General features: G+C 62.5%; 17 protein-coding genes. 10 read left to right on the top strand and 7 right to left on the bottom strand.

Going from position 1 to position 21,055, the window contains the following annotated elements; translation table 11 throughout:
• Positions 1 to 23 precede the first annotated feature (23 nt).
• The gene (locus ACIPZC_RS13000) at positions 24 to 1,388 is read right to left on the bottom strand and encodes a glutamine synthetase family protein (protein ID WP_400627324.1); all 1,365 of its coding nucleotides are present in this window, start codon (positions 1,386 to 1,388) and stop codon (positions 24 to 26) included.
• 432 nt (positions 1,389 to 1,820) lie between these two features.
• On the opposite strand from ACIPZC_RS13000, the gene hrpA reads away from it, so the two are divergent.
• Positions 1,821 to 5,726, top strand: coding sequence for an ATP-dependent RNA helicase HrpA (gene hrpA, locus ACIPZC_RS13005; RefSeq protein WP_400627326.1), 3,906 nt, complete (start codon positions 1,821 to 1,823; stop codon positions 5,724 to 5,726).
• 145 nt (positions 5,727 to 5,871) lie between these two features.
• Positions 5,872 to 6,993, top strand: coding sequence for a beta-ketoacyl-ACP synthase III (locus tag ACIPZC_RS13010; RefSeq protein WP_400627328.1), 1,122 nt, complete (start codon positions 5,872 to 5,874; stop codon positions 6,991 to 6,993).
• Between the two features lie 128 nt (positions 6,994 to 7,121).
• Here ACIPZC_RS13010 and ACIPZC_RS13015 read toward each other — a convergent pair whose 3' ends face one another.
• Positions 7,122 to 8,366 (bottom strand): putative porin, encoded by a 1,245-nt coding sequence (locus ACIPZC_RS13015; protein ID WP_349974645.1) that lies wholly within the window; start codon positions 8,364 to 8,366, stop codon positions 7,122 to 7,124.
• Positions 8,367 to 8,627: 261 nt separating this feature from the next.
• Between ACIPZC_RS13015 and ACIPZC_RS13020 the strand changes: the two genes are divergently transcribed.
• Positions 8,628 to 9,755, top strand: a complete 1,128-nt coding sequence (locus tag ACIPZC_RS13020; RefSeq protein WP_400627330.1) for a GNAT family N-acetyltransferase — start codon at positions 8,628 to 8,630, stop codon at positions 9,753 to 9,755.
• A gap of 13 nt (positions 9,756 to 9,768) precedes the next feature.
• Here the strand turns inward: ACIPZC_RS13020 and ACIPZC_RS13025 are convergent, their stop codons facing one another.
• The 4 genes from ACIPZC_RS13025 to ACIPZC_RS13040 all read right to left on the bottom strand — a co-directional run bounded on the left by ACIPZC_RS13025 (position 9,769) and on the right by ACIPZC_RS13040 (position 13,965).
• Entirely contained in the window at positions 9,769 to 11,601 is a 1,833-nt protein-coding gene (locus ACIPZC_RS13025) for an ABC transporter ATP-binding protein (protein WP_267817933.1), read from the bottom strand.
• A 63-nt stretch (positions 11,602 to 11,664) separates the two neighbouring features.
• Entirely contained in the window at positions 11,665 to 12,222 is a 558-nt protein-coding gene (locus tag ACIPZC_RS13030; protein WP_241806077.1) for a peptidylprolyl isomerase, read from the bottom strand.
• Entirely contained in the window at positions 12,216 to 13,028 is an 813-nt protein-coding gene (locus ACIPZC_RS13035) for an alpha/beta fold hydrolase (RefSeq protein WP_400627333.1), read from the bottom strand. The genes ACIPZC_RS13030 and ACIPZC_RS13035 overlap by 7 nt, the downstream gene beginning before the upstream one ends.
• 13 nt (positions 13,029 to 13,041) lie before the next feature.
• Complete coding sequence (locus tag ACIPZC_RS13040; protein WP_012315658.1) at positions 13,042 to 13,965, bottom strand: LysR family transcriptional regulator; 924 nt, start codon at positions 13,963 to 13,965, stop codon at positions 13,042 to 13,044.
• A 48-nt stretch (positions 13,966 to 14,013) separates the two neighbouring features.
• Between ACIPZC_RS13040 and ACIPZC_RS13045 the strand changes: the two genes are divergently transcribed.
• From ACIPZC_RS13045 to ACIPZC_RS13070, 6 genes are all read left to right on the top strand, one after another.
• The gene (locus ACIPZC_RS13045; RefSeq protein WP_241806080.1) at positions 14,014 to 14,328 is read left to right on the top strand and encodes a 3-phosphoglycerate kinase; all 315 of its coding nucleotides are present in this window, start codon (positions 14,014 to 14,016) and stop codon (positions 14,326 to 14,328) included.
• Between the two features lie 109 nt (positions 14,329 to 14,437).
• Positions 14,438 to 15,037 carry an FMN-dependent NADH-azoreductase gene (locus ACIPZC_RS13050; RefSeq protein ID WP_241806081.1) on the top strand — a complete coding sequence of 200 codons (600 nt, stop codon included), beginning with the start codon at positions 14,438 to 14,440 and terminating at the stop codon, positions 15,035 to 15,037.
• Between the two features lie 188 nt (positions 15,038 to 15,225).
• Positions 15,226 to 16,101, top strand: coding sequence for a carboxylate/amino acid/amine transporter (locus tag ACIPZC_RS13055; protein ID WP_241806082.1), 876 nt, complete (start codon positions 15,226 to 15,228; stop codon positions 16,099 to 16,101).
• Between the two features lies 1 nt (position 16,102).
• Entirely contained in the window at positions 16,103 to 17,038 is a 936-nt protein-coding gene (locus ACIPZC_RS13060; protein ID WP_400627336.1) for an AEC family transporter, read from the top strand.
• A 400-nt stretch (positions 17,039 to 17,438) separates the two neighbouring features.
• Entirely contained in the window at positions 17,439 to 17,681 is a 243-nt protein-coding gene (locus tag ACIPZC_RS13065) for a hypothetical protein (RefSeq protein WP_400627338.1), read from the top strand.
• 74 nt (positions 17,682 to 17,755) lie between these two features.
• Positions 17,756 to 18,001, top strand: a complete 246-nt coding sequence (locus tag ACIPZC_RS13070; protein ID WP_400627586.1) for a DUF3077 domain-containing protein — start codon at positions 17,756 to 17,758, stop codon at positions 17,999 to 18,001.
• A 210-nt stretch (positions 18,002 to 18,211) separates the two neighbouring features.
• Here the strand turns inward: ACIPZC_RS13070 and ACIPZC_RS13075 are convergent, their stop codons facing one another.
• Positions 18,212 to 19,513, bottom strand: coding sequence for a mechanosensitive ion channel family protein (locus ACIPZC_RS13075; protein ID WP_400627340.1), 1,302 nt, complete (start codon positions 19,511 to 19,513; stop codon positions 18,212 to 18,214).
• 105 nt (positions 19,514 to 19,618) lie between these two features.
• Here ACIPZC_RS13075 and ACIPZC_RS13080 point away from each other — a divergent pair, with 105 nt between their 5' ends.
• Entirely contained in the window at positions 19,619 to 20,980 is a 1,362-nt protein-coding gene (locus ACIPZC_RS13080; protein WP_241807212.1) for a DEAD/DEAH box helicase, read from the top strand.
• Positions 20,981 to 21,055: the final 75 nt, after the last annotated feature.

The raw sequence follows: 21,055 nt of genomic DNA on the forward strand, positions 1-21,055 counted from the left end.
CCTTATTTTGAATAGGGTGAGGCTCAGGCCTGGTGCAGGTACCAGCGCCAGTCCTGTTCGCTGACTTCGGCCATGAACTGGCGGTACTCGGCGCGCTTGACCTTCAGGTACACCCCGAGGAAGTCCTTGCCGAGTGCTTCGCGTGCCCACGCCGAACGCTCCAGGGCGTCGAGGGCGGTCAGCCAGTCGGTGGGCAGGTGCTCGGTGGCCTGGGCGTAGCCGTTGCCTTCGACCGGTGCGCCCGGGTCGAGTCGTTCGCGGATGCCGCAGTGGCTGGCCGCGAGAATCGCCGCGGCGGCCAGGTACGGATTGGCGTCGGCGCCACAGATCCGGTGTTCGACATGGCGGCTGTTGGCCGGCCCGCCGGGCACGCGCAAGCTCACCGTGCGGTTGTCGACACCCCAGGTTGGCGCCAGCGGTGCATAGCTGTTGGCCTGGAAGCGGCGGAACGAGTTGGCGTTGGGGCAGAACAGCAGCAGCGCGTCGCGCAGGTGGCGCAGCATGCCGGCAACCGCTTGGCGCAGCAGCGGGGTGCCGGCCTTGTCCTGGCTGGCGAACAGGTTGTTACCGGCGCTGTCGGCCAGGCTCAGGTGCATGTGCATGCCGGTGCCGGCCAGATGCTCGAAGGGTTTGGCCATGAAGCACGCCTGCATGCCGTGGGCGTGCGCCACGCCTTTGACCAGGCGCTTGTAGCGCACGGCCTGGTCCATCGCTTCCAAGGCATCGCCATGTTCGAGGGTAATTTCCACCTGGCCGGGGGCGTACTCCGAAATCGCCGTGCGGGCCGGGATGCCCTGGGCTTTGCAGGCCGCGTAAAGGTCGGCGAGAAACGGCTCTATCTGCTCCAGTTCACGCAGGCCATAGACCTGGGTGCTGCGCGGGCGGCCACCGTCGTTGTCCAACGCCGGCTGCGGACGGCCCTGGGCGTCACGCTGCTGGTCGAGCAGGAAGAACTCCAGCTCGCAGGCCATCACCGGGTGGTAGCCATCGGCCTTGAGCGCTTCGATCGTGCGTACCAGTACATGGCGCGGGTCGGCGACGCTGGCCGGCAGGCCTTCGCTGGGGTGCATGCTGACTTGCACGGCGGCGGTCGGCACGCGGCGCCACGGCAGGCGCACCAGGCTGCCCTCCAAGGGGTAGGCGCGACAGTCGATGTCGCCGACGTCCCAGACCAGCCCGGAGTTTTCCACGTCATCGCCGTTGAGGGTCAGGCCCAGGATGGTGCTGGGCAGCGGGCGGCCGCTCTGGTACACCGCCAGCAGTTCCTCGCGGTGCAGCAGCTTGCCGCGCGGCACGCCGTTGGCGTCGAGGATGAACAGTTCGAACAGCTCGATATCGGGGTTGTCGGCAAGGAAACGTTGGGCGTGTTCTACGGGTGCAAAGTGCATGAGAAATTCGCTCGTGAGCATACAGGGCCGCCGCCTGGTGGCGGCCCGGCTGAGTCAATCGGCCGAAGGGTGGCCGGGTTTTGTCAGATGCGCGAGTGAAGTGTCCGGTGGGCGGGCGTGGCGACAGTGCCAGAGAGCCCAGAAGGCCAGGATCACATGGACCAGCGGGTTCTCACCGGCGCAGGTGCGGGCCTTCGGTAGCGAAGGGCGCGAAAGCGGCGGGGCGATGGGCTGGGCACAGATCATGCGTTGGATACTCACATGCGACGTCAGGTTGATTAAAGCAGTGAATGGCAACCTTCACTCTGGTATCGGCTAAACATTCGGGCGGGCCGGTACACACAGCAAAATGCCGGCAAATCTGCGACAATCGCGCATCCTTCGAATGCCGATCATGCACAAGCAGGCTCACCTGCATCACTAAAAAGCCCCATGACTGACCACGCCATCGACAAACTGCTGCAAAACCTCGACCACGCCATGATCGCCGACCGCCATCGCCTGCGCCGGCAACTGCATGAGCTGCGCAAGCGCCCCGACGAGGCCAAGCTCGCGCAGTGGGTGGAGAAGGTCCAGGCGTCTTGCGCCCAGGTCACCGCGCGCCAGCACAGCGTGCCGCGTATCCGCTACGACGACAGCCTGCCGATTGCCGCCAAGCGCGACGAGATCAAAAAGGCATTGGCCGAAAACCAGGTCCTGGTGATTGCCGGTGAGACCGGTTCGGGCAAGACCACCCAGTTGCCCAAGATCTGCCTGGAGCTGGGCCGCGGCAGCCACGGCCTGATCGCCCACACTCAGCCACGGCGGATTGCGGCGCGCAGCGTTGCTGCCCGGGTGGCTGAAGAGCTGGGCACACCGCTGGGCGCCCTGGTCGGTTACCAGGTGCGGTTCGAGGACCAGAGCGACGCCAACACCTTGGTCAAGCTGATGACCGATGGCATCTTGCTGGCCGAAACCCAACATGACCGCTTCCTCGAGCGCTACGACACGATCATCGTCGACGAGGCGCACGAGCGCAGCCTGAACATCGATTTTTTGCTCGGCTACCTCAAGACCCTGCTGCATCGCCGCCCGGACCTGAAGCTGATCATCACCTCGGCGACCATCGACCTGGAGCGCTTCTCCAAGCATTTCGACGGGGCGCCGATCATCGAGGTGTCTGGCCGTACCTATCCGGTGGACACTTGGTATCGCCCGCTGACCAGCGAACAGGACGAAGAAGGCAACCAGGTCGAAGAGGACCTCACCGTCGACCAGGCCATCCTCGCCACCCTCGATGAGATCGCCCACCACGAGCGCAGCGAGGGCAAGGGCCCCGGCGACGTGCTGGTGTTCCTGCCGGGGGAGCGCGAGATTCGCGACGCCGCTGAAATCCTGCGCAAGGCCCAGTTGCGTCATACCGAGATCCTGCCGCTGTATGCGCGCCTGTCTCCGGCCGAGCAGCAGCGCATCTTCCAGTCGCATACCGGCCGGCGTGTGGTGCTGGCCACCAACGTGGCAGAAACCTCGCTGACCGTGCCCGGCATCCGTTACGTGATCGACACCGGTACTGCGCGCATCAGCCGCTACAGCTACCGTGCCAAGGTCCAGCGTTTGCCGATCGAAGCGGTGTCCCAGGCCAGCGCCAACCAGCGTAAAGGCCGTTGCGGCCGTGTCGAGCCGGGCATCTGCATTCGTCTTTACAGCGAAGAAGACTTCAACGGCCGGCCAGCCTTCACCGACCCCGAGATCCTGCGCACCAACCTGGCGGCGGTGATCCTGCAGATGCTGCACCTGCGTCTGGGCGCCATCGATGCCTTCCCGTTCATCGAGCCGCCCGATGGCAAGGCCATCAGCGACGGCTTCAACCTTCTGCAGGAGCTGTCGGCGGTCAACCGTGAAAACCAGCTGACGCCCTTGGGCCGTCAGCTGGCGCGCCTGCCGATCGATCCCCGGCTGGGCCGGATGCTGCTCGAAGGCGCTCGCCAGGGCAGCCTGCAGGAAGTGCTGATCGTCACCAGTGCATTGTCGGTGCAGGACCCCCGCGAGCGCCCGCCGGAGCGTCAGCAGGCGGCTGACCAGGCGCATGCGCAGTGGAAGGATGTGGATTCCGATTTCGCCGCGCTGGTCAACCTGTGGCGTGGCTTCGAGGAGCAGCGCCAGGCGCTGACGGCCAACCCGCTGCGTAACTGGTGCCGCAAGCATTTCCTCAACTATTTGCGTCTTCGCGAATGGCGCGATGCCCATCGTCAGTTGTCGCTGATCTGCCGTGACCTGCAGCTGACGGTCAACAAGGAACCGTCCGACTACCAGAAGATGCACAAAGCCATCCTCAGCGGGCTGCTCAGCCAGATCGGCCACAAGACCGAAGACGGCGACTACCAGGGTGCGCGTCAGCGGCGCTTCTGGGTACACCCTTCCTCGGGTATTGGCCGCAAGCGCCCGCAATGGGTGATGGCCGCCGAGCTGGTGGAGACCACGAAGCTGTATGCGCGCATGGTGGCCAAGATCGAGCCCGACTGGATCGAGCCGCTGGCGACTCACCTGGTCAAGAAGAACCACTTCGAACCGCACTGGGAGAAGAAGCGTGGGCAGGTGGTGGCCTACGAACAGATCACCCTGTACGGGTTGATCCTGGTCGGCCGCCGCCCAGTGCACTATGGCCCGATCGACCCGGTTACCTCGCGTGAACTGTTCATACGCGAAGGGCTGGTTGGCGGCGAGATCCAGTCGCGGGCCAAGTGCCTGGCCGCCAACAAACGCCTGCTTGAAGAGCTCGACGAGCTGGAAGCCAAGGCGCGCCGGCGCGACATTCTGGCGGATGAAGAAACCCTTTACGCCTTCTACGAAGCGCGCCTGCCAGCGGAGATCCACCAGACCGCGACCTTCGACAGCTGGTACCGCATGGGCAGCCAGAAGGATGCCAGCCTGCTGATCATGCGTGAGGAAGACGTGTTGGCCCGTGAGGCCAGTGAAGTCACGGCGGCGCAATACCCGGACAGCTTGCAGGTAGGCGAACTGCGCCTGCCGTTGAGCTACCACTTCGAACCGGGCCACCCCCGCGACGGTGTGACTGTAAGGGTACCTGCGCCGCTGCTGCCAAGCCTGCCGGGCGAGCGCCTGGAGTGGCTGGTGCCGGGCTTGCTCGAAGCCAAGTGCGTGGCGCTGGTGCGCAACCTGCCCAAGGCCTTGCGCAAGAACTTCGTACCGGTCCCGGACTTCGTCAAGGCGTCGCTGGCGCGCATGACGTTCGGCCAGGGTGCCTTGCCTCAGGCCTTGGGCCAGGAGCTGTTGCGCATGACCGGCGCCCGTGTGTCCGATGAGGCCTGGGCAGAGTCGGTAGGCCTGGTCGAAGGGCATCTGCGCATGAACATCGAGGTGGTCGATGGCCAGGGCAAGTTCCTCGGAGAGGGCCGCGACCTGGCCGAGCTGACCGCACGCTTTGCCGCCGCCAGCCAGGCAGCGCTGGCGGTGCCGCGCGAAGACAAGAGCGCGCAGCCGGTTCAGGCCAAGGCTTTCAGTGAGGTCAAGCAGACCGCCCAGCAGAAGATCGCCGGGCTGTCGATGACGGTGTACCCAGCGTTGGTGGAAGAGAGCGGCAGCGTGCGCGAAGGGCGTTTCTCGACCCAGGCCGAAGCCGAGTTCCAGCATCGCCGTGCTTTGCAGCGCCTGTTGCTGCAGCAGTTGGCCGAGCCTGCCAAGTTCTTGCGCGGCAAGCTCCCGGGGCTGACCGAACTGGGCTTGCTGTACCGCGAACTGGGCCGCGTCGAAGCGCTGGTGGAGGACATTCTGCTGGCCAGCCTCGATAGCTGCATCCTCGAAGGGGAGGCCACGCTACCGCGCGATGGCGCGGCATTGGCCGGGCTTGCCGAGCGCAAGCGGGGAAGCTGGGCGGAACATGCCGAGCGCCTGGCCCGCCAGACGCTGGAAGTGCTCAAACTCTGGCACGGCCTGCAAAAGCGCTTCAAAGGCAAGATTGACCTGAGCCAGGCGGTGGCGCTTAACGACATCAAGCAGCAGTTGGCCAACCTGGTGTATCCGGGCTTCGTGCGCGAGACGCCTGGGGTGTGGTTCAAGGAGCTGCCCCGTTATCTCAAAGCGGTGGAGTTGCGCCTTGAGAAGCTTGGCAGCCAGGTGCAGAAGGACCGGGTTTGGAGTGGCGAGCTGGCCAACCTCTGGGCCCAGTACAAGGCCCGTGCCGACAAGCATGCCCAGGAGGGCAAGCGCGACGCGCAGTTGACCTTGTACCGCTGGTTGCTGGAGGAATATCGGGTGTCGCTGTTTGCCCAGCAGTTGGGCACGAAAGTACCGATTTCTGACAAACGTCTCAGCAAACAGTGGTCTCAGGTAGAAGCCTAAACCCGGGAACTTGTGGCAATATTGAAGCAATTCGGGGCCGCATTGCGGCCCCTCGCGGGTTCAACCTGCGCCTTGGACTTGGTACTAAAGTGCTATTACTCCAGCCAGCGCCCTGTGGCGATGGCCTTTGACCAGAGGAACGATCGTGCATAACGTCGTGATCAGCGGCACCGGCCTGTATACCCCGGCCCAGAGCATTTCCAACGAAGAACTGGTGGAATCTTTCAACACCTGGTCGCAACAGTTCAACCGCGACAACGCTGCCGCCATCGAGCGCGGCGAGGTCGAGGCTGCGCCTCTTTCGGACGCTGCCTTTATCGAGAAGGCCTCGGGTATCAAGAGCCGCTTCGTCATGGACAAGGCCGGCATTCTCGACCCGCAGCGCATGAAGCCGAGGCTGGCGGAGCGTTCAAATGACGAGCAGTCGATCCTCTGCGAGATGGGCGTGGCCGCTGCCCGTCAGGCGCTTGAGCGCGCAGGGCGCACGCCTGCCGATGTCGACGGTGTGATCGTCGCCTGCTCCAACCTGCAGCGCCCGTACCCGGCCATCGCCATCGAAGTGCAGCAGGCGCTGGGTATTGAGGGCTTCGCCTTCGACATGAACGTGGCTTGCTCCTCGGCCACGTTCGGTATCCAGACCGCAGCCAACAGCGTGCAGTTGGGCCAGGCCCGTGCCTTGCTGGTGGTCAGCCCGGAAATCTGTACCGGCCACCTGAACTTCCGCGACCGCGACAGCCATTTCATTTTTGGTGACGCCGCCACCGCCGTGCTGGTCGAGCGTGCCGATCAGGCCACCTCGGCGCACCAGTTCGATATCCTCGGTACCAAGTTGCAGACCTCGTTCTCCAACAATATCCGCAACAATTTCGGCTTCCTCAACCGTGCTGCGGAAGAAGGTATCGGGACGCGGGACAAGTTGTTCGTGCAGGAAGGCCGCAAGGTATTCAAGGAAGTGTGCCCGATGGTCGCCGAGCTGATCGGCAAGCACCTGGGTGAGAACGGTCTGCAGCCCTCAGACGTCAAGCGCTTCTGGCTGCACCAGGCCAACCTGAGCATGAACCACCTGATCGTCAAGAAGCTGCTGGGGCGTGAGGTGGCCGAGGAAGATGCTCCGGTCATTCTCGACCGTTATGCCAACACCAGCTCGGCGGGGTCGGTGATCGCCTTCCACCTGTACCAGGATGACTTGGCCAAGGGTTCGCTGGGCGTGTTGAGCTCATTTGGGGCAGGTTATTCGATTGGCAGTGTGATTCTGCGCAAACGCTGACGGTGGGCACTGGCCCTGCGCCGGGTTGCCGGCGGCAGGGCCTGTGTATTTCTGGCAGGCGAAAAAAGGCGGGAAATGCCGGATGGGGTCGGCATTTCCCGCCTTGAGTGAAGCTTGGCCGTTGCAGCTTAGAACTTGGCTTCCAGGTCCACCTGCAGCGTGTCGACATCGGCGTTGCTGTTGGGCAACTGCGACAGGTCGGTCTTGGCCATCAGGTAGGCAGCGCCCAGCGAGAAGTTCTTGTCGATTTCATAACCGACCTTGAACTTGTGGCCGCGCGAGCCGGTGTAACCGTTGCCGAAGTCGGAGTCGGTGAACAGGCTGACCACGGCGTTGCGCTGAACATCGCGGTAGTTGTAGTCCAGGCTCCAGGCGCCGACTTTGGTCTTCAGGCCAGCCAGCCAGGCCTGGTCTTCGCCGTCGGTGCTTTCGGTGTTCTTCACGTACTGGCCATACGCCGACAATGGGATGGCGAGGCCGGTGAAGTCCAGCTGGCCGAAGCCTTCCACCAGGTTGAACTCGTTGGTAGTGTTGCCGAACGACTGCAGGATGGTCGCTTCCTTGTCGTTGTCGTAGCCATAGATGCTCGCGCCGACGGTGAGCTTGAGTACATCGGCGGGGGCGAACTTGGCGCCCAACTGGCCGTGGTAGACCTGGGCGTCGTGCTTGTACTGCACGCCGTCACCGTCCACGTTGTCCTTGAGCGTGTACTGGCCCGCGCTGGCGAAGACTTCGGCGCCGCCGAGGTCGGCCTTGTAGGTAGCGGCAACGCCTTCCGGGTTGATGTCGCCGTCCCAGATGATGTCACCCATGCTCACCCAAGGCTGTGCCATCTTGCCGCCGATCAGGTGCAGGTTCGGGATTGCGGTGGGGTGCCAGTCGAGGTAGGCCAGGTCGACCCACAGCGATTTCTTGTCGAAGTAGTTGTCGAAGCTCTGGTTGGTCGAACGGCGGTCTGCGCTGCTGCCGGTGGCGATGCGGATGCCAGCGTCAACTTGCGGGTTGATCTCGCTGTAGAAACCGACGCGGGCGCGGACGCGCTGGCGGTCCTGGTTGCCGCTGCTGCTGTTCGGGTCGTCGACGTTGACGTCCTCGTAGCGCAGGCGCACATCGCCTTTGACCTGGGTCTTGGCAGCCCATGCCACTTTTTGTTCGAAGGAGCTCATGCGTTCAGACTGAGCTTTCTGGTCGGCCTTTTCCTTGGTTTCTTTTGCCAGGTCACCTTGCAGTTCGTTGTACTGCGCCTGGTTGATCGAGCCGTTGGCGCGGAGCATTTCGAGCAGCTTGGCGTCGACAGCCGCACTGGCCGGAGTACTCAGAGCCAGCATCATGCCGGTAAGGCTCACTCCGGTAAGTGTAGAAACAAGACGCATAAGGTTCTCCCTACTGAAAAATATTGGGGAGGCTCAGCGTCCACCCCCATGTTGGCATGTCTTCGGAAAGGGCCTGAATAGACAGGTTCTGAGGTTCCGGAAAACAGGCGCAAGTATTGCGGGGGCGAATGACAGAATAATGTCTATTTGGTGGCACTGCCGTTAAGTAATTGAGAATCAAAGGGTCGGGCCGGCATTCGGCATTTGAGTGAGAGGCCGGTATTCCCTGATACTGATGCCCTCACTCCGCGAGTCGACATCGTGACCAGCCTCTACAGCCTTGCCCATTTGCGTGACCTCCCTGCTGCGACCTGGGACGCCCTGGTGCCTGCCGGCCAGCCGTTCCTGCGCCATGCCTTCCTGAGCGCCATGGAGGACAGTGGCAGTGTCGCGCCAGCTACCGGCTGGGCGGCAGAACACTTGGTGCTGGAGCGTGACGGGCAGGTGCGTGCGCTGCTGCCGGCGTACCGCAAGTGGCACTCGTACGGTGAGTACGTGTTCGATCATGGTTGGGCCGACGCTTGTGAGCGTGCCGGTATTGCCTATTACCCCAAACTGCTCGGCGCCGTGCCGTTCAGCCCGGTCAGCGGCCCGCGCCTGCTCAGCGTCGACCCGGCCGATGGCCTGCTGGTGCTCCAGGCGTTGCCTGAGTATTTGAGCGAAGCCGGGCTATCCGGGGCTCACATCAACTTCACCGACCCTGGCCTGGATGCAGATATGGCCGGCTTGCCTGGCTGGATGGAGCGCCTGGGGTGCCAGTTCCACTGGCGCAACCGTGGCTACCGCGACTTTCAGGACTTTCTCGACAGCTTGAGTTCGCGCAAGCGCAAACAGATGCGCAAGGAACGTGAGCAGGTGGCGGGGCAGGGCATCGACTTCCGTTCGTACCGTGGCGATGAACTCGAAGAGGCCCAATGGGATTTCATCTACCTCTGCTACGCCAATACCTACGCCGTGCGTAGGCGTACGCCGTACCTGACCCGCGAATTCTTCAGCCTGCTAGCCCAGCGCATGCCCGAGGCCCTGAGGGTAGTGATGGCCCGTCAGGGCGGTCGCGATGTGGCCATGGCCCTGAGCCTGGTGGGTGGCGACAGCCTGTTTGGGCGCTATTGGGGCTGCCTGGATGAGTTCGACCGGCTGCACTTCGAGACCTGCTTCTACCAAGGCATGGACTTTGCGATTGCCGAAGGCTTGCAGCGCTTCGATGCCGGCGCGCAGGGCGAGCACAAGCTGATTCGTGGCTTCGAGCCGGTGCTGACCCGCTCCTGGCATTATCTGCTTCACCCAGGGCTGCGCAGGGCGGTGGGTGATTTCCTGCAGCAGGAGCGGGCAGGGGTCTTGGGGTATGCCGAGCAGGCGCGTGAGATGTTGCCTTACCGCCGGGATTGAGACCTGCCAGGCCTCAATCCACCCCGACGAAGCCGCCCGTCTGGTGATGCCATAGCCTGGCATACAACCCTTGCTGGGCCAGCAGTTCACTGTGGCTGCCACTTTCGACGATATGCCCCTGATCCAGCACCACCAGGCGGTCCATCCGCGCAATGGTCGAGAGGCGGTGGGCGATGGCGATCACCGTCTTGCCTTGCATCAGGGTTTCCAGGCTTTCCTGGATCGCCGCTTCCACCTCAGAGTCCAGCGCTGAGGTGGCCTCGTCCATGATCAGGATGGGCGCGTTCTTGAGCAGCACCCGCGCGATCGCGATGCGCTGGCGCTGGCCACCGGAGAGCTTGACCCCGCGCTCGCCCACATGCGCGTCGAAGCCCGTGCGGCCTTGGGCATCCGACAACTGCGGAATGAATTCGTCGGCACGGGCCCGGCGCACGGCTTCGTGCAGCGCTTGCTCGCTGGCATCAGGGCGCCCGTACAACAGGTTGTCGCGGATCGAGCGATGCAGCAGTGAGGTGTCCTGGGTGATCATGCCGATCTGCGCCCGCAGGCTGGCCTGGCTCACCTCGGCGATATCCTGCCCATCGATCAGGATACGCCCGCCCTGCACGTCGTAAAGGCGCAGCAGCAGGTTGACCAAGGTAGATTTGCCGGCGCCGGAGGGGCCGATCAGGCCGATCTTTTCGCCCGGGCGGATGTCCAGGTTCAGCCCGTCGATCACGTTGCGAGCCTTGCCGTAGTGGAAGTCGACGTTATCGAAGCGCACCGCGCCACGGGTCACTTTCAGCGGCGCTGCCTTGGGTTTGTCGGTGACGGTGACCGGCTGGGCGATGGTCTGCAAGCCGTCCTGCACCATGCCGATGTTCTCGAAGATGCCGTTGACCACCCACATGATCCAGCCCGACATGTTGACGATACGGATCACCAGCCCGGTGGCCAGGGCGATGGCGCCGACGGTGATCAGCGATTGGCTCCACAACCAAAGGGCCAGGCCGGTGGTGGCGACCACCAGCAAGCCGTTAAGGCTGGTGATGACCACGTCCATGCTGGTGATCACCCGCGACGCCAGCTGGGTCTTTTCAGTCTGCTCGCGAATCGCTTCGCGGGCGTACTGCTGCTCGTAGTCGGTGTGGGCGAACAGCTTGAGGGTGGCGATGTTGGTGTAGCCGTCGACGATACGCCCCATCAGCTTGGAGCGGGCATCGGAGGAGATCACCGAGCGCTCCTTGACCCGTGGCACGAAGTAGAACAGCGCGGCGACATAGCTGGCAATCCAGGCCAGTAACGGCAGCATCAGGCGCCAGTCGGCCTCGGCGAACAGCACCAGCGAGGTGATCGCATAGATCAGTACATGCCACAACGCATCCACCGCCTGTACTGCCGAGTCGCGCAGGGAGTTGCCGGTCTGCATGATGCGCTGGGCGATACGCCCGGCAAAGTCGCTCTGGAAGAAGTTCAGGCTCTGCTTGAGCACATAGGTGTGGTTTTGCCAGCGGATCAGGCTGGTCATGCCCGGGTTGATGGTCTGGTGCACCAGCAGGTCATGCAGACCGAAAAACACCGGCCGTAGCAGCAGGATCACCACCAGCATCCAGATCAGCTCACCGCTGTGCTCGCTGAAGAAGTTGGCATTGGGCGTGCCCTGGGCCAGGTCGATGATGCGGCTCAGGTAGCTGAACATCGCCACCTCGATCAGCGAGGCGACCAGGCCGACCACCAGCAGGGCGAGAAAACTCGGCCACACCTGGCGTAGGTAGTAAAGGTAGAACGGCCACACCTGGGTGGGCGGCGACTCGCTGGGCGCATCGCGGAAAATATCGATCAGTTGCTCGAAACGTCGGTACAGCATGGGTGACAACACTCCTGTTCAACCCGACCCTCAGGCGGTTTCACGTCCTTGTGAAGCCTGCGGTCAGTCGATGCGTTTGGCTGACTTGATGAACACCGGGTCGGCCGGCACATCGCGCATGCCTTTCTTGACGGTGGTGGGCGAGTTGACGATCTGGTCGACCACTTCCATGCCCTTGGTCACTTTGCCGAACACGGCGTAGCCGGCGTCGCGGCCCGGGTTGAGGAAGTCGTTGTCGGCCACGTTGATGAAGAACTGGCTGGTGGCCGAGTTCGGGTTGGACGTGCGGGCCATCGACAGGGTGCCGCGGGTGTTCTGCAGGCCGTTGCTGGCTTCGTTGCGGATCGGGTCACGGGTCGGTTTTTGCACCATCTGCTCGGTGAAGCCCCCGCCCTGGACCATGAAGCCCGGGATCACGCGGTGGAAAATGGTGTTGTTGTAGAAACCGCTATCGACGTATTCGAGGAAATTCTTGGTACTGAGCGGCGCCTTCTCGGCATTGAGCTCGATTTCGACCTGGCCGAAGCTGGTGTCGAGCACTACGTGAGGGGTCTTGTCGGAGGCCATGACGGTGGTGGCAAAGGCGACCGAGCAGGCGGTGAGCAGAAGTTTTTTCAGCATGAGCTCAAAGATCCTTGAGAGGTGGAAGCGGCTGCGAGGAACTGCAGCAAAGTCTGGTTGAAGACTTCGGGTTGATCGAGGGGTGTAGCGTGCCGGGAATCATCGATGACTACCAGCCTTGCCTGCGGCATCAGGGCAACGTAGCGCTCTTTGAGTTGGACCGGGGTGTAATCGTGGTCGGCAGCGACCACCAGCGTGGGACAGTGTATCTGGCCGATGCGTTCCTGCACGCCCCAGTCGACGATGGCGTCGAAACTCTTGAGGTAGGCGCGTTTGTCGTTGCGTGCCCAGCGTTGCGCCATCTTCTGGCGCAAGTCGGCTTGCGCCGGTTTGGGGAACAGGCGCTGGGCCAGGCCCTTGCCGACCGTCTCGACACTGAGGATGCGCGCCAGGCCCCAGCGCTTGGCCCACCAGACCCAGTCGCTGCGTGTACGGCGTTTGACCTCGGGGGCGCTGTTGACGATGCACAGGCTGCGCAGCCATTGCGGATGGTCGACGGCGAATTGGAAGCCGACCATGCCGCCCATCGACAGCCCCACGAAGTGCACCGGGCCGGTCTGCAGGTGTTCGAGCAGGGCCAGCAGGTCTTCGCTGAATGTGGCGATCTGGTAGCCCTCGCGGGGCTTGTCGGAGCGGCCGTGGCCGCGGATGTCCATGAGGATCACCCGGTAGTGACGGCTGAGCGCGGGCAGCTGCAGCTCCCAGTCCTGGCTGCTGGAGCCCAGGCCGTGCAGCAGTACCAGGGGGTCGCCCTGGCCGTATTCCTGATAATGCAGCGAGCATCCTTCATGTTCGAAATAGGCCATGGGCGCGGTTCTCTCAGGCTTGCGGCGGGGCTGCGAAGGGCACGTCCAGTGGCGCGGTATCGAAATTGCGCAGCAGGTCGATGAGGATCTGCGTGGCCGGGCCCAAGGTCTTTTCTTTGCTCGAATAAAGGTAGAACAGTGGATGTCGGCTGCCACCCTGGTCCAGTGGCAGCGGCTTGAGCACCCCTTCGCGCAGTTCGCGGTCGATCATGTGCCGCGGCAGCCAGGCAAAACCCAGCCCGCTGCTGACGAAGGTGGTGGCGGTACCCAGGCTACCGACGGTCCAGCGCTGTTCGGCGCCTAGCCAGCCCACATCGCGGGGTTGGGCGCGGCCGGAGTCGCGGATCACCACTTGCAACTGGCTTTCCAGGTCCTGGAAGGTGATCTCCCGGCCCAGCCGGTGCAAGCTGTGCTCGGGGTGGGCGACGGCCACGAACTCCACAGCACTGAGCTCGGTGCCCAGATAGCCGCCGATGCTGTAGCTGCTGATGGCAAGGTCGGCGATGCCTTCATGCATGACCTCCTCCACGCCCGACAGCACTTCCTCGCGCAGGCGCACCCGGCAACCACGGCTCTGTGGCATGAACGCAGCCAGGGCACGTACCAGGCGGGCACTGGGGTAGGCGGCATCGACCACGACCCGGACCTCGGCTTCCCAGCCTTGCTCCATATGGTGCGCCAGGTCTTCCAGCTGGCTGGCCTGCTTGACCAGGTGCCGTGAGCGGCGCAGCAGTACGTTACCGGCCTCGGTCAGCACGGCTTTGCGGCCATCGATGCGCAGCAGTGGCACGCCGAGCTGCTCTTGCATGCGCGCCACCGTGTAACTGACCGACGACTGAGAACGGTGCAGAGCTTCGGCTGCCTGGGCAAACCCACCGTGATCGACCACTGCCTGCAAGGTTCGCCACTGATCCAGGGTTACGCGCGGCGCTTTCATCTTTGGCTCCTGTTGACCTAAGCTGCGCTCTTTCAAGGAGAGCGCCCCATGAAGAAATGTTGTGCGGCAATACTGATGTGCCTGCCCCTCGGGGCCATGGCTTACCCCATCGACGTGGAGAAGGAACTGGCCGGAGTCAAGCTGGACTACACCGCCTACGACACCGCGTACGACATCGGAGCCATCACCCTGAACAACTATGGGCAAGTGCCGGCGGCCTGCAAGGTGACGTTCCGCAACGGCCCGGAGGCGCCACGGGTACGCCGGGTGAACGTACCGGCGGGCAAAAGTGTGGACGTCACGGCCAAGTTCAATCGGCAGATCATCAAGCTGCGTATCGCCTTGGACTGCAAAGCGGTATAAAACTGATTATTCGATAAATTGAACCCACTTTTTACGCTTTTTTATCGATAGGTCAAGCCTTAATCTCACCTCCATCGAATCGCAACCCTTTCTGCCGATGGAGGCACCCATGTCCCGCGTACTGATCATCGAAAGCAGCGCCCGCCAACAGGATTCCGTTTCCCGTCAACTGACCCGCGACTTCATCGAACAATGGCAAGCAGCGCACCCGGCCGACGAGATCACGGTTCGCGATCTGGCGGTGACCCCGGTGCCGCACCTGGACGCCAACCTGCTCGGTGGCTGGATGAAGCCTGAAGAACAGCGCAATGCCGCTGAGCTGGACGCCCTGGCCCGTTCCAACGTGTTGACAGATGAACTGCTGGCGGCCGACGTGCTGGTGATGGCTGCACCGATGTACAACTTCACCATCCCCAGCACGCTCAAGGCCTGGCTTGACCACGTCCTGCGTGCCGGCATCACCTTCAAGTACACCCCGACCGGCCCGCAAGGCCTGCTGACCGGCAAGCGTGCCATTGTGCTGACGGCCCGTGGCGGCATCCACGCTGGCGCCACCAGCGACCATCAAGAGCCGTACCTGCGCCAGGTGATGGCATTCATCGGCATTCACGATGTGAACTTCATCCATGCCGAAGGCCTGAACATGAGCGGTGACTTCCACGAAAAAGGCCTCAACCAGGCCAAGGCCAAGCTCGCCACGATGGCCTGAGCGGCAACGAATTCCCAACCCTGACACCTTGTTTGCTCCTTTGGGTGTACCTGCCCGGCCTCGATGGCCGGGCTTTTTTGTGGGTGAATCGCTCACGCCCATGAAAAGCGCACCCCCCTCATCGCGCAGGGTTGAACACATCGGGCGCAACCCGCTAAGGTCGCGGCCTTGATTTACGAGAGGCAACCATGGGCTACCTGATAATCGTCGCGCTGATCCAGGCGTTTTCCTTCAGCCTGATCGGCGAGTACCTGGCCGGGCACGTCGACAGCTACTTTGCCGTGCTCGCACGGGTGGTGCTGGCGGGCCTGGTCTTCCTGCCGCTGACCCGCTGGCGCCAGGTCGAACCGCGCTTCATGCGCTCCATGCTGCTGATCGGTGCGCTGCAGTACGGCATCACCTATGTCTGCCTGTACCTGAGCTTCCGCGTGCTGACCGTACCTGAGGTGCTGCTGTTCACCATTCTCACGCCCTTGCACGTGACCCTGATCGAGGACGCGCTGAACCGCCGTTTCAATCCTTGGGCCTTGCTCGCCGCCCTGGTGGCGGTCGCAGGTGCGGCGGTGATCCGCTTCGACAGCATCAGTGGCGACTTCTTCATTGGCTTCCTGCTGCTGCAGTTGGCCAACTTCACCTACGCTGCCGGGCAGGTGCTGTACCGCCATCTGGTTGCCCGCCACCCCAGCGACCTGCCGCATTACAAGCGTTTCGGCTACTTCTATCTGGGTGCGTTGATCATCGTGCTGCCGGCCTTCCTGCTGTTTGGCAACACCCAGCATTTGCCGAGCACCGACGTGCAATGGCTGGTGCTGCTGTTCCTCGGGCTGTGCCCGACGGCGCTGGGCTTGTACTGGTGGAACAAGGGTGCGTGCATGGTCTCAGGCGGTACGCTGGCAGTGATGAACAACCTGCACGTGCCGGTGGGGCTACTGCTCAACCTTCTTATCTGGAACCAGCACGAGCCATTGGGGCGCCTGTTCATCGGTGGTGCGATCATCCTGGCCTCGGTGTGGCTGAGCCGTCTGGGCAGCCGTACGGATGCACCGCTGGTGCGCAGGGCCTGACATGCACACCATCCTGGTCATCGTCGCGCCGATCTTTGCGCTGATCCTGGTCGGTTACCTTTGCCGCCGCACCAACAAGCTTGGCGACAAGGCTGCGGCCGAGATCAACAAGATGGTGGTCTGGCTGTGCCTGCCGGCCCTGTTGTTCAAAGTCACGGCCACTGCAACCTGGAGTGAGGTATGGCACCCAGGGTTCATCGTGGCCTTTGGCGCAGGGGCGCTGGCCATGTTCGTGGCCACGCTGGCCTGGCGGCTGTGCAACGGCCACGGGCTGGTCGCGGCCAGTATCGATGGGCTCAGCGCGGGGTATGCCAACACCGGCTATATCGGCATCCCATTGTGTTTGCTGCTGTTCGGTCAGCCCGGATTGCAGCCGGCGTTGATCTCGTCGTTGATCGTGGTCTGCCTGGTACTCGCGATATCGCTGACGCTGATCGAGATCGGTCTACAGGACGAGAAGCGGATCGGCCGCGCCATGTGGGTAGTGGGCAAGGCGCTGGCGAAGAATCCCTTGGTGATTTCGCCCGTGGTGGGGGCTGCTTGGGCAATGACCGGTCTGGGCTTGGCGGAACCGGTGATGCATTTTCTCGACATGCTGGCCGTGGCGACCACGCCGTGTGCGTTGATTTCGCTGGGGGCGTTTCTGGCAGAGAAACGCAGCGGCGCCCAGGCCAGCCCATGGCCACTGATTGCGATGAAGCTGGTGGGGCAGCCGGCGCTGACGTGGGTGTTGGCGTTCAAGGTGTTCAGCCTGCCGACCATGTGGGCCGCTTCAGCGGTGCTGCTGGCTGCACTGCCGACGGGGACCGGGCCCTTCATGCTGGCGGAGTATTACAACCGGGAAGCGGGGCTGATATCGCGCACCATCCTGTTGTCGACGGTGGCTTCTCTGGTCACCTTGACTGGTTTGCTGTACCTGCTGGGGTATGCGGGGTGATTTGGAGTTGCTGTGCAGCCCTTTCGCGACACAAGGCCGCTTCTACGGACGAATCTTGAAGCGCACATGGTCTGCATGCCTTACACGCTGTTACGTCTAGCGGATAACTAAATCAGATTTAGTCCCTTTCCTGTAGGGCATTTCCCAAAGATACTGCCGGTGATTGTGGTGTTTTGGGTTGGCTACTAGTCTCGGCTGGTCGTTGAGTTTCAACGATCGGCTTTGACAGGCCGACTCAAATTGCAATCCATAGCTTTGCCTTCAATGGTGGCTGTGCGTGGGGCGCCTTCGGGTGCGCCGGGTTTCTCAATTTGACCGGTCTGTCAACCCGTGCACAGCTGCCACCCTTTGTTTGACAGCAAAGGGCGGTGGTCCCGATCCACAAATTGAGGGTTACATCATGCTGAAGATAGTCCCCGATCCACCCTACAACCTCCACTCCCTGGAAGACACGCTGCTGATGGCCGCCGACTATGCGCTATGTGCAGAAGCCGTCGCTCAGCAAGCCGTTTTGTTGCAACCGAGGTCACCCGTTTCGGTGTTGATGATGACGTCCATGCACGAACTTGAAACCCTGCGCAGGTTACTTGAATCAGCGCTGGCTCAAGTCCAAAAGCCAGCGGATTCTCAAACGTTACATTAATCCGCATCATGATTTGCCTGGGCTGACCTGTGGTGATAGGGCGAGTCCAGGCATCTGGAAAGTCAGGGAGATGAATCTGTGGCCACCGAAGAAACCAACTTCACTGTTGGCAGAACCATCCATTATTCCGCATCGAACCCGGCATCCCTTGCCAGAGTGCTCGCGAACAGGCCTCAGAACTGATGGGTTATGCCCGTGACCTGTCCATCGACGGGCTGATGGAAGATAAACCCCAGCTACTTTGGGCCTCGCATTACCTCTGCGCCCTAGCCAAGGCCCTGCTTGATGATGCCGAACTGGGGATGATGAAAAACTCTTGAACCAGTCACTGCGCCGTTCCCCTTTTGTGTTTATGCGGGGTAGCTGAGGGCCTCATCGCCGGCAAGCCGGCTCCCACCACGACCGTGCAGTTCTTCAGGTCTGCGCTTTACCTGTGCAAGCAACCGTCTTGTCCAAATTTTTAGAGGCCGGCGCAATCCATGTGGGAGCCGGGCTTGCCGGCGATGGGCCGCACAGCGGCCCCTGGGATCTCAAGCCTCGCTCAGGTCTTCCAGGCGATGCGGCGCTCGCTCCGTCGAAGCGCGCCCCGCCAGCCCGATGCGCATGTCATTGCCGCTCGGCTGCTGGTACAGGCTCAGCCCGAACTCCGGCAACACTGCCAGCAGGTAATCGAAGATATCCCCCTGGATCCGCTCGTAATCCGCCCACACCGTGGTGGTGGTGAAGCAGTAGATCTCCAGCGGCACCCCCTCGGCGCCGGTCTGCATCTGCCGGACCATGCAGGTCATGTCCTGATGCACGTTGGGGTGGTTTCTCAGGTAAGCCAGGGCAAAGGCGCGGAAGGTGCCGATGTTGGTCAACTGGCGACGGTTGGCCGACAGCTCGGCCACAGGCCCCAGTGCTTCGTTCCACTCAAGAAGTTCCTGGCGCTTGCCGGCCAGGTAGTCACCGAGCAGGCGCACGCCGCTCAGGCGCTGTTCTTCTTCCCGGGTCAGGAAACGCACGCCCGATGCATCGATGAACAGGCTGCGTTTGATCCGCCGGCCGCCCGATTGCTGCATGCCTCGGTAGTTGCGGAACGACTCGCTCATCAGCCGCCAGGTTGGGATCGAAACGATGGTCTTGTCGAAATTCTGCACCTTCACGGTATGCAGGGTGATATCGACCACATCGCCATCGGCACCAACCTGGGGCATCTCGATCCAGTCGCCGACATGCAGCATGTCGTTACTGGTGAGCTGCACGCTGGCGACGAACGACAGCAAGGTGTCCTTGTACACCAACAGCAATACGGCCGACATCGCACCCAGGCCAGACAGCAGCAACAGGGGGGAACGGTCGATCAGCGTGGCGACGATGACGATGGAGGCGAAAATCCACAGCATCATCTTCGCCAGTTGCACATAACCCTTGATCGAGCGGGTGCGGGCATGTTCGGTGCGGGCATAGATGTCGAGCAGGCCATCGAGCAGGCACGACAGCGCCAGGGTCATGAACAGCAGGGTGAAGGCCAGCGCCATGTTGCCAAGGAAATGCTGGGCGGTATCGGACAGCTCCGGTACCAGTTTCAGCCCGAACTGGATCACCAGCGACGGTGTGGTCTGCGCCAGGCGGTGAAACACTTTGTTGTGGCGCAGGTCGTCGAGCCATTTGAGCGCAGGCTGACGGGCCAGCAGGCGCGTGCCGTGCAGGATCAGAAAGCGCGCCAGGCGGCCGATTACCAGGGAAACCAACAGCAGCACGGCCAGGCCGATGGCGGCGTGGAGCATGGGGTGTTGGTCGAGGGTGCCCCACAGGTCGAGGCTGTCGCGCCAGAGTTTTTGCATATCCATGAGCTTCAGTACGGTCTTTACTTGCGAAACGAAGCGCCATTAGAGCGCGGTTGGCGACAAAGTTGCCAAAAGAAATTCGGCTCCGGCTGCAGAAAACGTTACCCTATGCAACTGAATTTCCCGCACTTGCCTGAGGTTACCTCCGTGTTCTCCCAATTCGCCCTGCATGAACGCCTGCTTAAAGCCGTGGCCGAGCTTAAATTTGTCGAGCCAACCCCGGTGCAGGCCGCGGCCATCCCCTTGGCCCTGCAAGGGCGTGATCTGCGGGTGACCGCGCAGACCGGCAGCGGCAAGACCGCGGCCTTCGTCCTGCCGCTGCTCAACCGCCTGGTCGACCTCAAAGGCGCGCGCGTCGAGATCCGCGCGCTGATCCTGCTGCCGACCCGTGAGCTGGCCCAGCAGACCCTCAAGCAAGTGCAGCTGTTCTCGCAGTTCACCTACATCAAGGCGGGCCTGGTCACCGGCGGTGAAGACTTCAAGGAACAGGCCGCCATGCTGCGCAAGGTGCCGGATGTGCTGATCGGCACCCCGGGCCGCCTGCTCGAGCAGCTCAATGCCGGCAACCTCGATCTGTCCCATGTACAGGTGATGATCCTCGACGAAGCCGACCGCATGCTCGACATGGGCTTCGCCGAAGACATGGAGCGCCTGTGCAAAGAATGCGAAAACCGTGAGCAAACCCTGCTGTTCTCGGCCACCACCGGCGGCGCGGCCCTGCGCGACATCATCGGCAAAGTGCTGAAAAACCCTGAGCACCTGATGCTCAACAGTGTTTCGCAGTTGGCCGAAGGCACCCGCCAGCAGGTCATCACCGCGGACCACGACCAGCACAAAGAGGCGATCGTGCAGTGGCTGCTGGCCAACGAAAAGTTCGACAAGGCGATCATCTTCACCAATACCCGCGTGCTCGCTGACCGCATCTATGGCCACCTGGTCGCCAAAGACGTAAAAGCGTTCGTGTTGCACGGTGAAAAGGACCAGAAGGACCGCAAGCTGGCCATCGAGCGCTTCAAGCAAGGCAGCTCCAAGGTACTGGTAGCCACCGACGTGGCCGCCCGTGGCCTGGACATCGACGGCCTGGACCTGGTGATCAACTTCGACATGCCGCGCAGCGGCGACGAGTATGTGCACCGCATTGGCCGCACCGGCCGTGCCGGCGGCGAAGGCCTGGCGATCTCATTGATTACCCACAATGACTGGAACCTGATGTCCAGCATCGAGCGCTACCTCAAGCAGCAGTTCGAGCGCCGTGTGATCAAGGAAGTCAAAGGCACGTACAACGGGCCGAAGAAGGTCAAGGCGTCGGGCAAGGCTGCCGGTACCAAGAAGAAAAAGACCGAGAAGAAGGCTGGCGACAAAAAAGCGGCTGCCAAGCGTAAGCCGACCGCCAAGCCAAAGGCCAACGCGCCACTGGCGAGCTCCGATGGCATGGCGCCGTTGAAGAAGCGCAAGCCTGCTGCTGAGTAATACCCTGCGCTAAGGCGCAATCGGCGGCAAGCCGGCTCGCGGGTGTTCACCTGCGAGCGCTGCTTTGCCGGCGAT

The sequence above is a fragment of the Pseudomonas sp. NPDC089743 genome (assembly GCF_044748785.1).
Taxonomy (GTDB): domain Bacteria; phylum Pseudomonadota; class Gammaproteobacteria; order Pseudomonadales; family Pseudomonadaceae; genus Aquipseudomonas; species Aquipseudomonas putida_X.

Coding starts and splice junctions, on each gene's coding strand:
- ACIPZC_RS13080 (WP_241807212.1), top strand. CDS start 19,619: ATGCAACTGAATTTCCCGCACTTGCCTGAGGTTACCTCCGTGTTCTCC.
- ACIPZC_RS13030 (WP_241806077.1), bottom strand. CDS start 12,222: ATGCTGAAAAAACTTCTGCTCACCGCCTGCTCGGTCGCCTTTGCCACC.
- ACIPZC_RS13055 (WP_241806082.1), top strand. CDS start 15,226: ATGGGCTACCTGATAATCGTCGCGCTGATCCAGGCGTTTTCCTTCAGC.
- ACIPZC_RS13045 (WP_241806080.1), top strand. CDS start 14,014: ATGAAGAAATGTTGTGCGGCAATACTGATGTGCCTGCCCCTCGGGGCC.
- ACIPZC_RS13025 (WP_267817933.1), bottom strand. CDS start 11,601: ATGCTGTACCGACGTTTCGAGCAACTGATCGATATTTTCCGCGATGCG.
- ACIPZC_RS13000 (WP_400627324.1), bottom strand. CDS start 1,388: ATGCACTTTGCACCCGTAGAACACGCCCAACGTTTCCTTGCCGACAAC.
- ACIPZC_RS13040 (WP_012315658.1), bottom strand. CDS start 13,965: ATGAAAGCGCCGCGCGTAACCCTGGATCAGTGGCGAACCTTGCAGGCA.
- ACIPZC_RS13015 (WP_349974645.1), bottom strand. CDS start 8,366: ATGCGTCTTGTTTCTACACTTACCGGAGTGAGCCTTACCGGCATGATG.
- ACIPZC_RS13060 (WP_400627336.1), top strand. CDS start 16,103: ATGCACACCATCCTGGTCATCGTCGCGCCGATCTTTGCGCTGATCCTG.
- ACIPZC_RS13065 (WP_400627338.1), top strand. CDS start 17,439: ATGCTGAAGATAGTCCCCGATCCACCCTACAACCTCCACTCCCTGGAA.
- ACIPZC_RS13075 (WP_400627340.1), bottom strand. CDS start 19,513: ATGGATATGCAAAAACTCTGGCGCGACAGCCTCGACCTGTGGGGCACC.
- hrpA (WP_400627326.1), top strand. CDS start 1,821: ATGACTGACCACGCCATCGACAAACTGCTGCAAAACCTCGACCACGCC.
- ACIPZC_RS13035 (WP_400627333.1), bottom strand. CDS start 13,028: ATGGCCTATTTCGAACATGAAGGATGCTCGCTGCATTATCAGGAATAC.
- ACIPZC_RS13050 (WP_241806081.1), top strand. CDS start 14,438: ATGTCCCGCGTACTGATCATCGAAAGCAGCGCCCGCCAACAGGATTCC.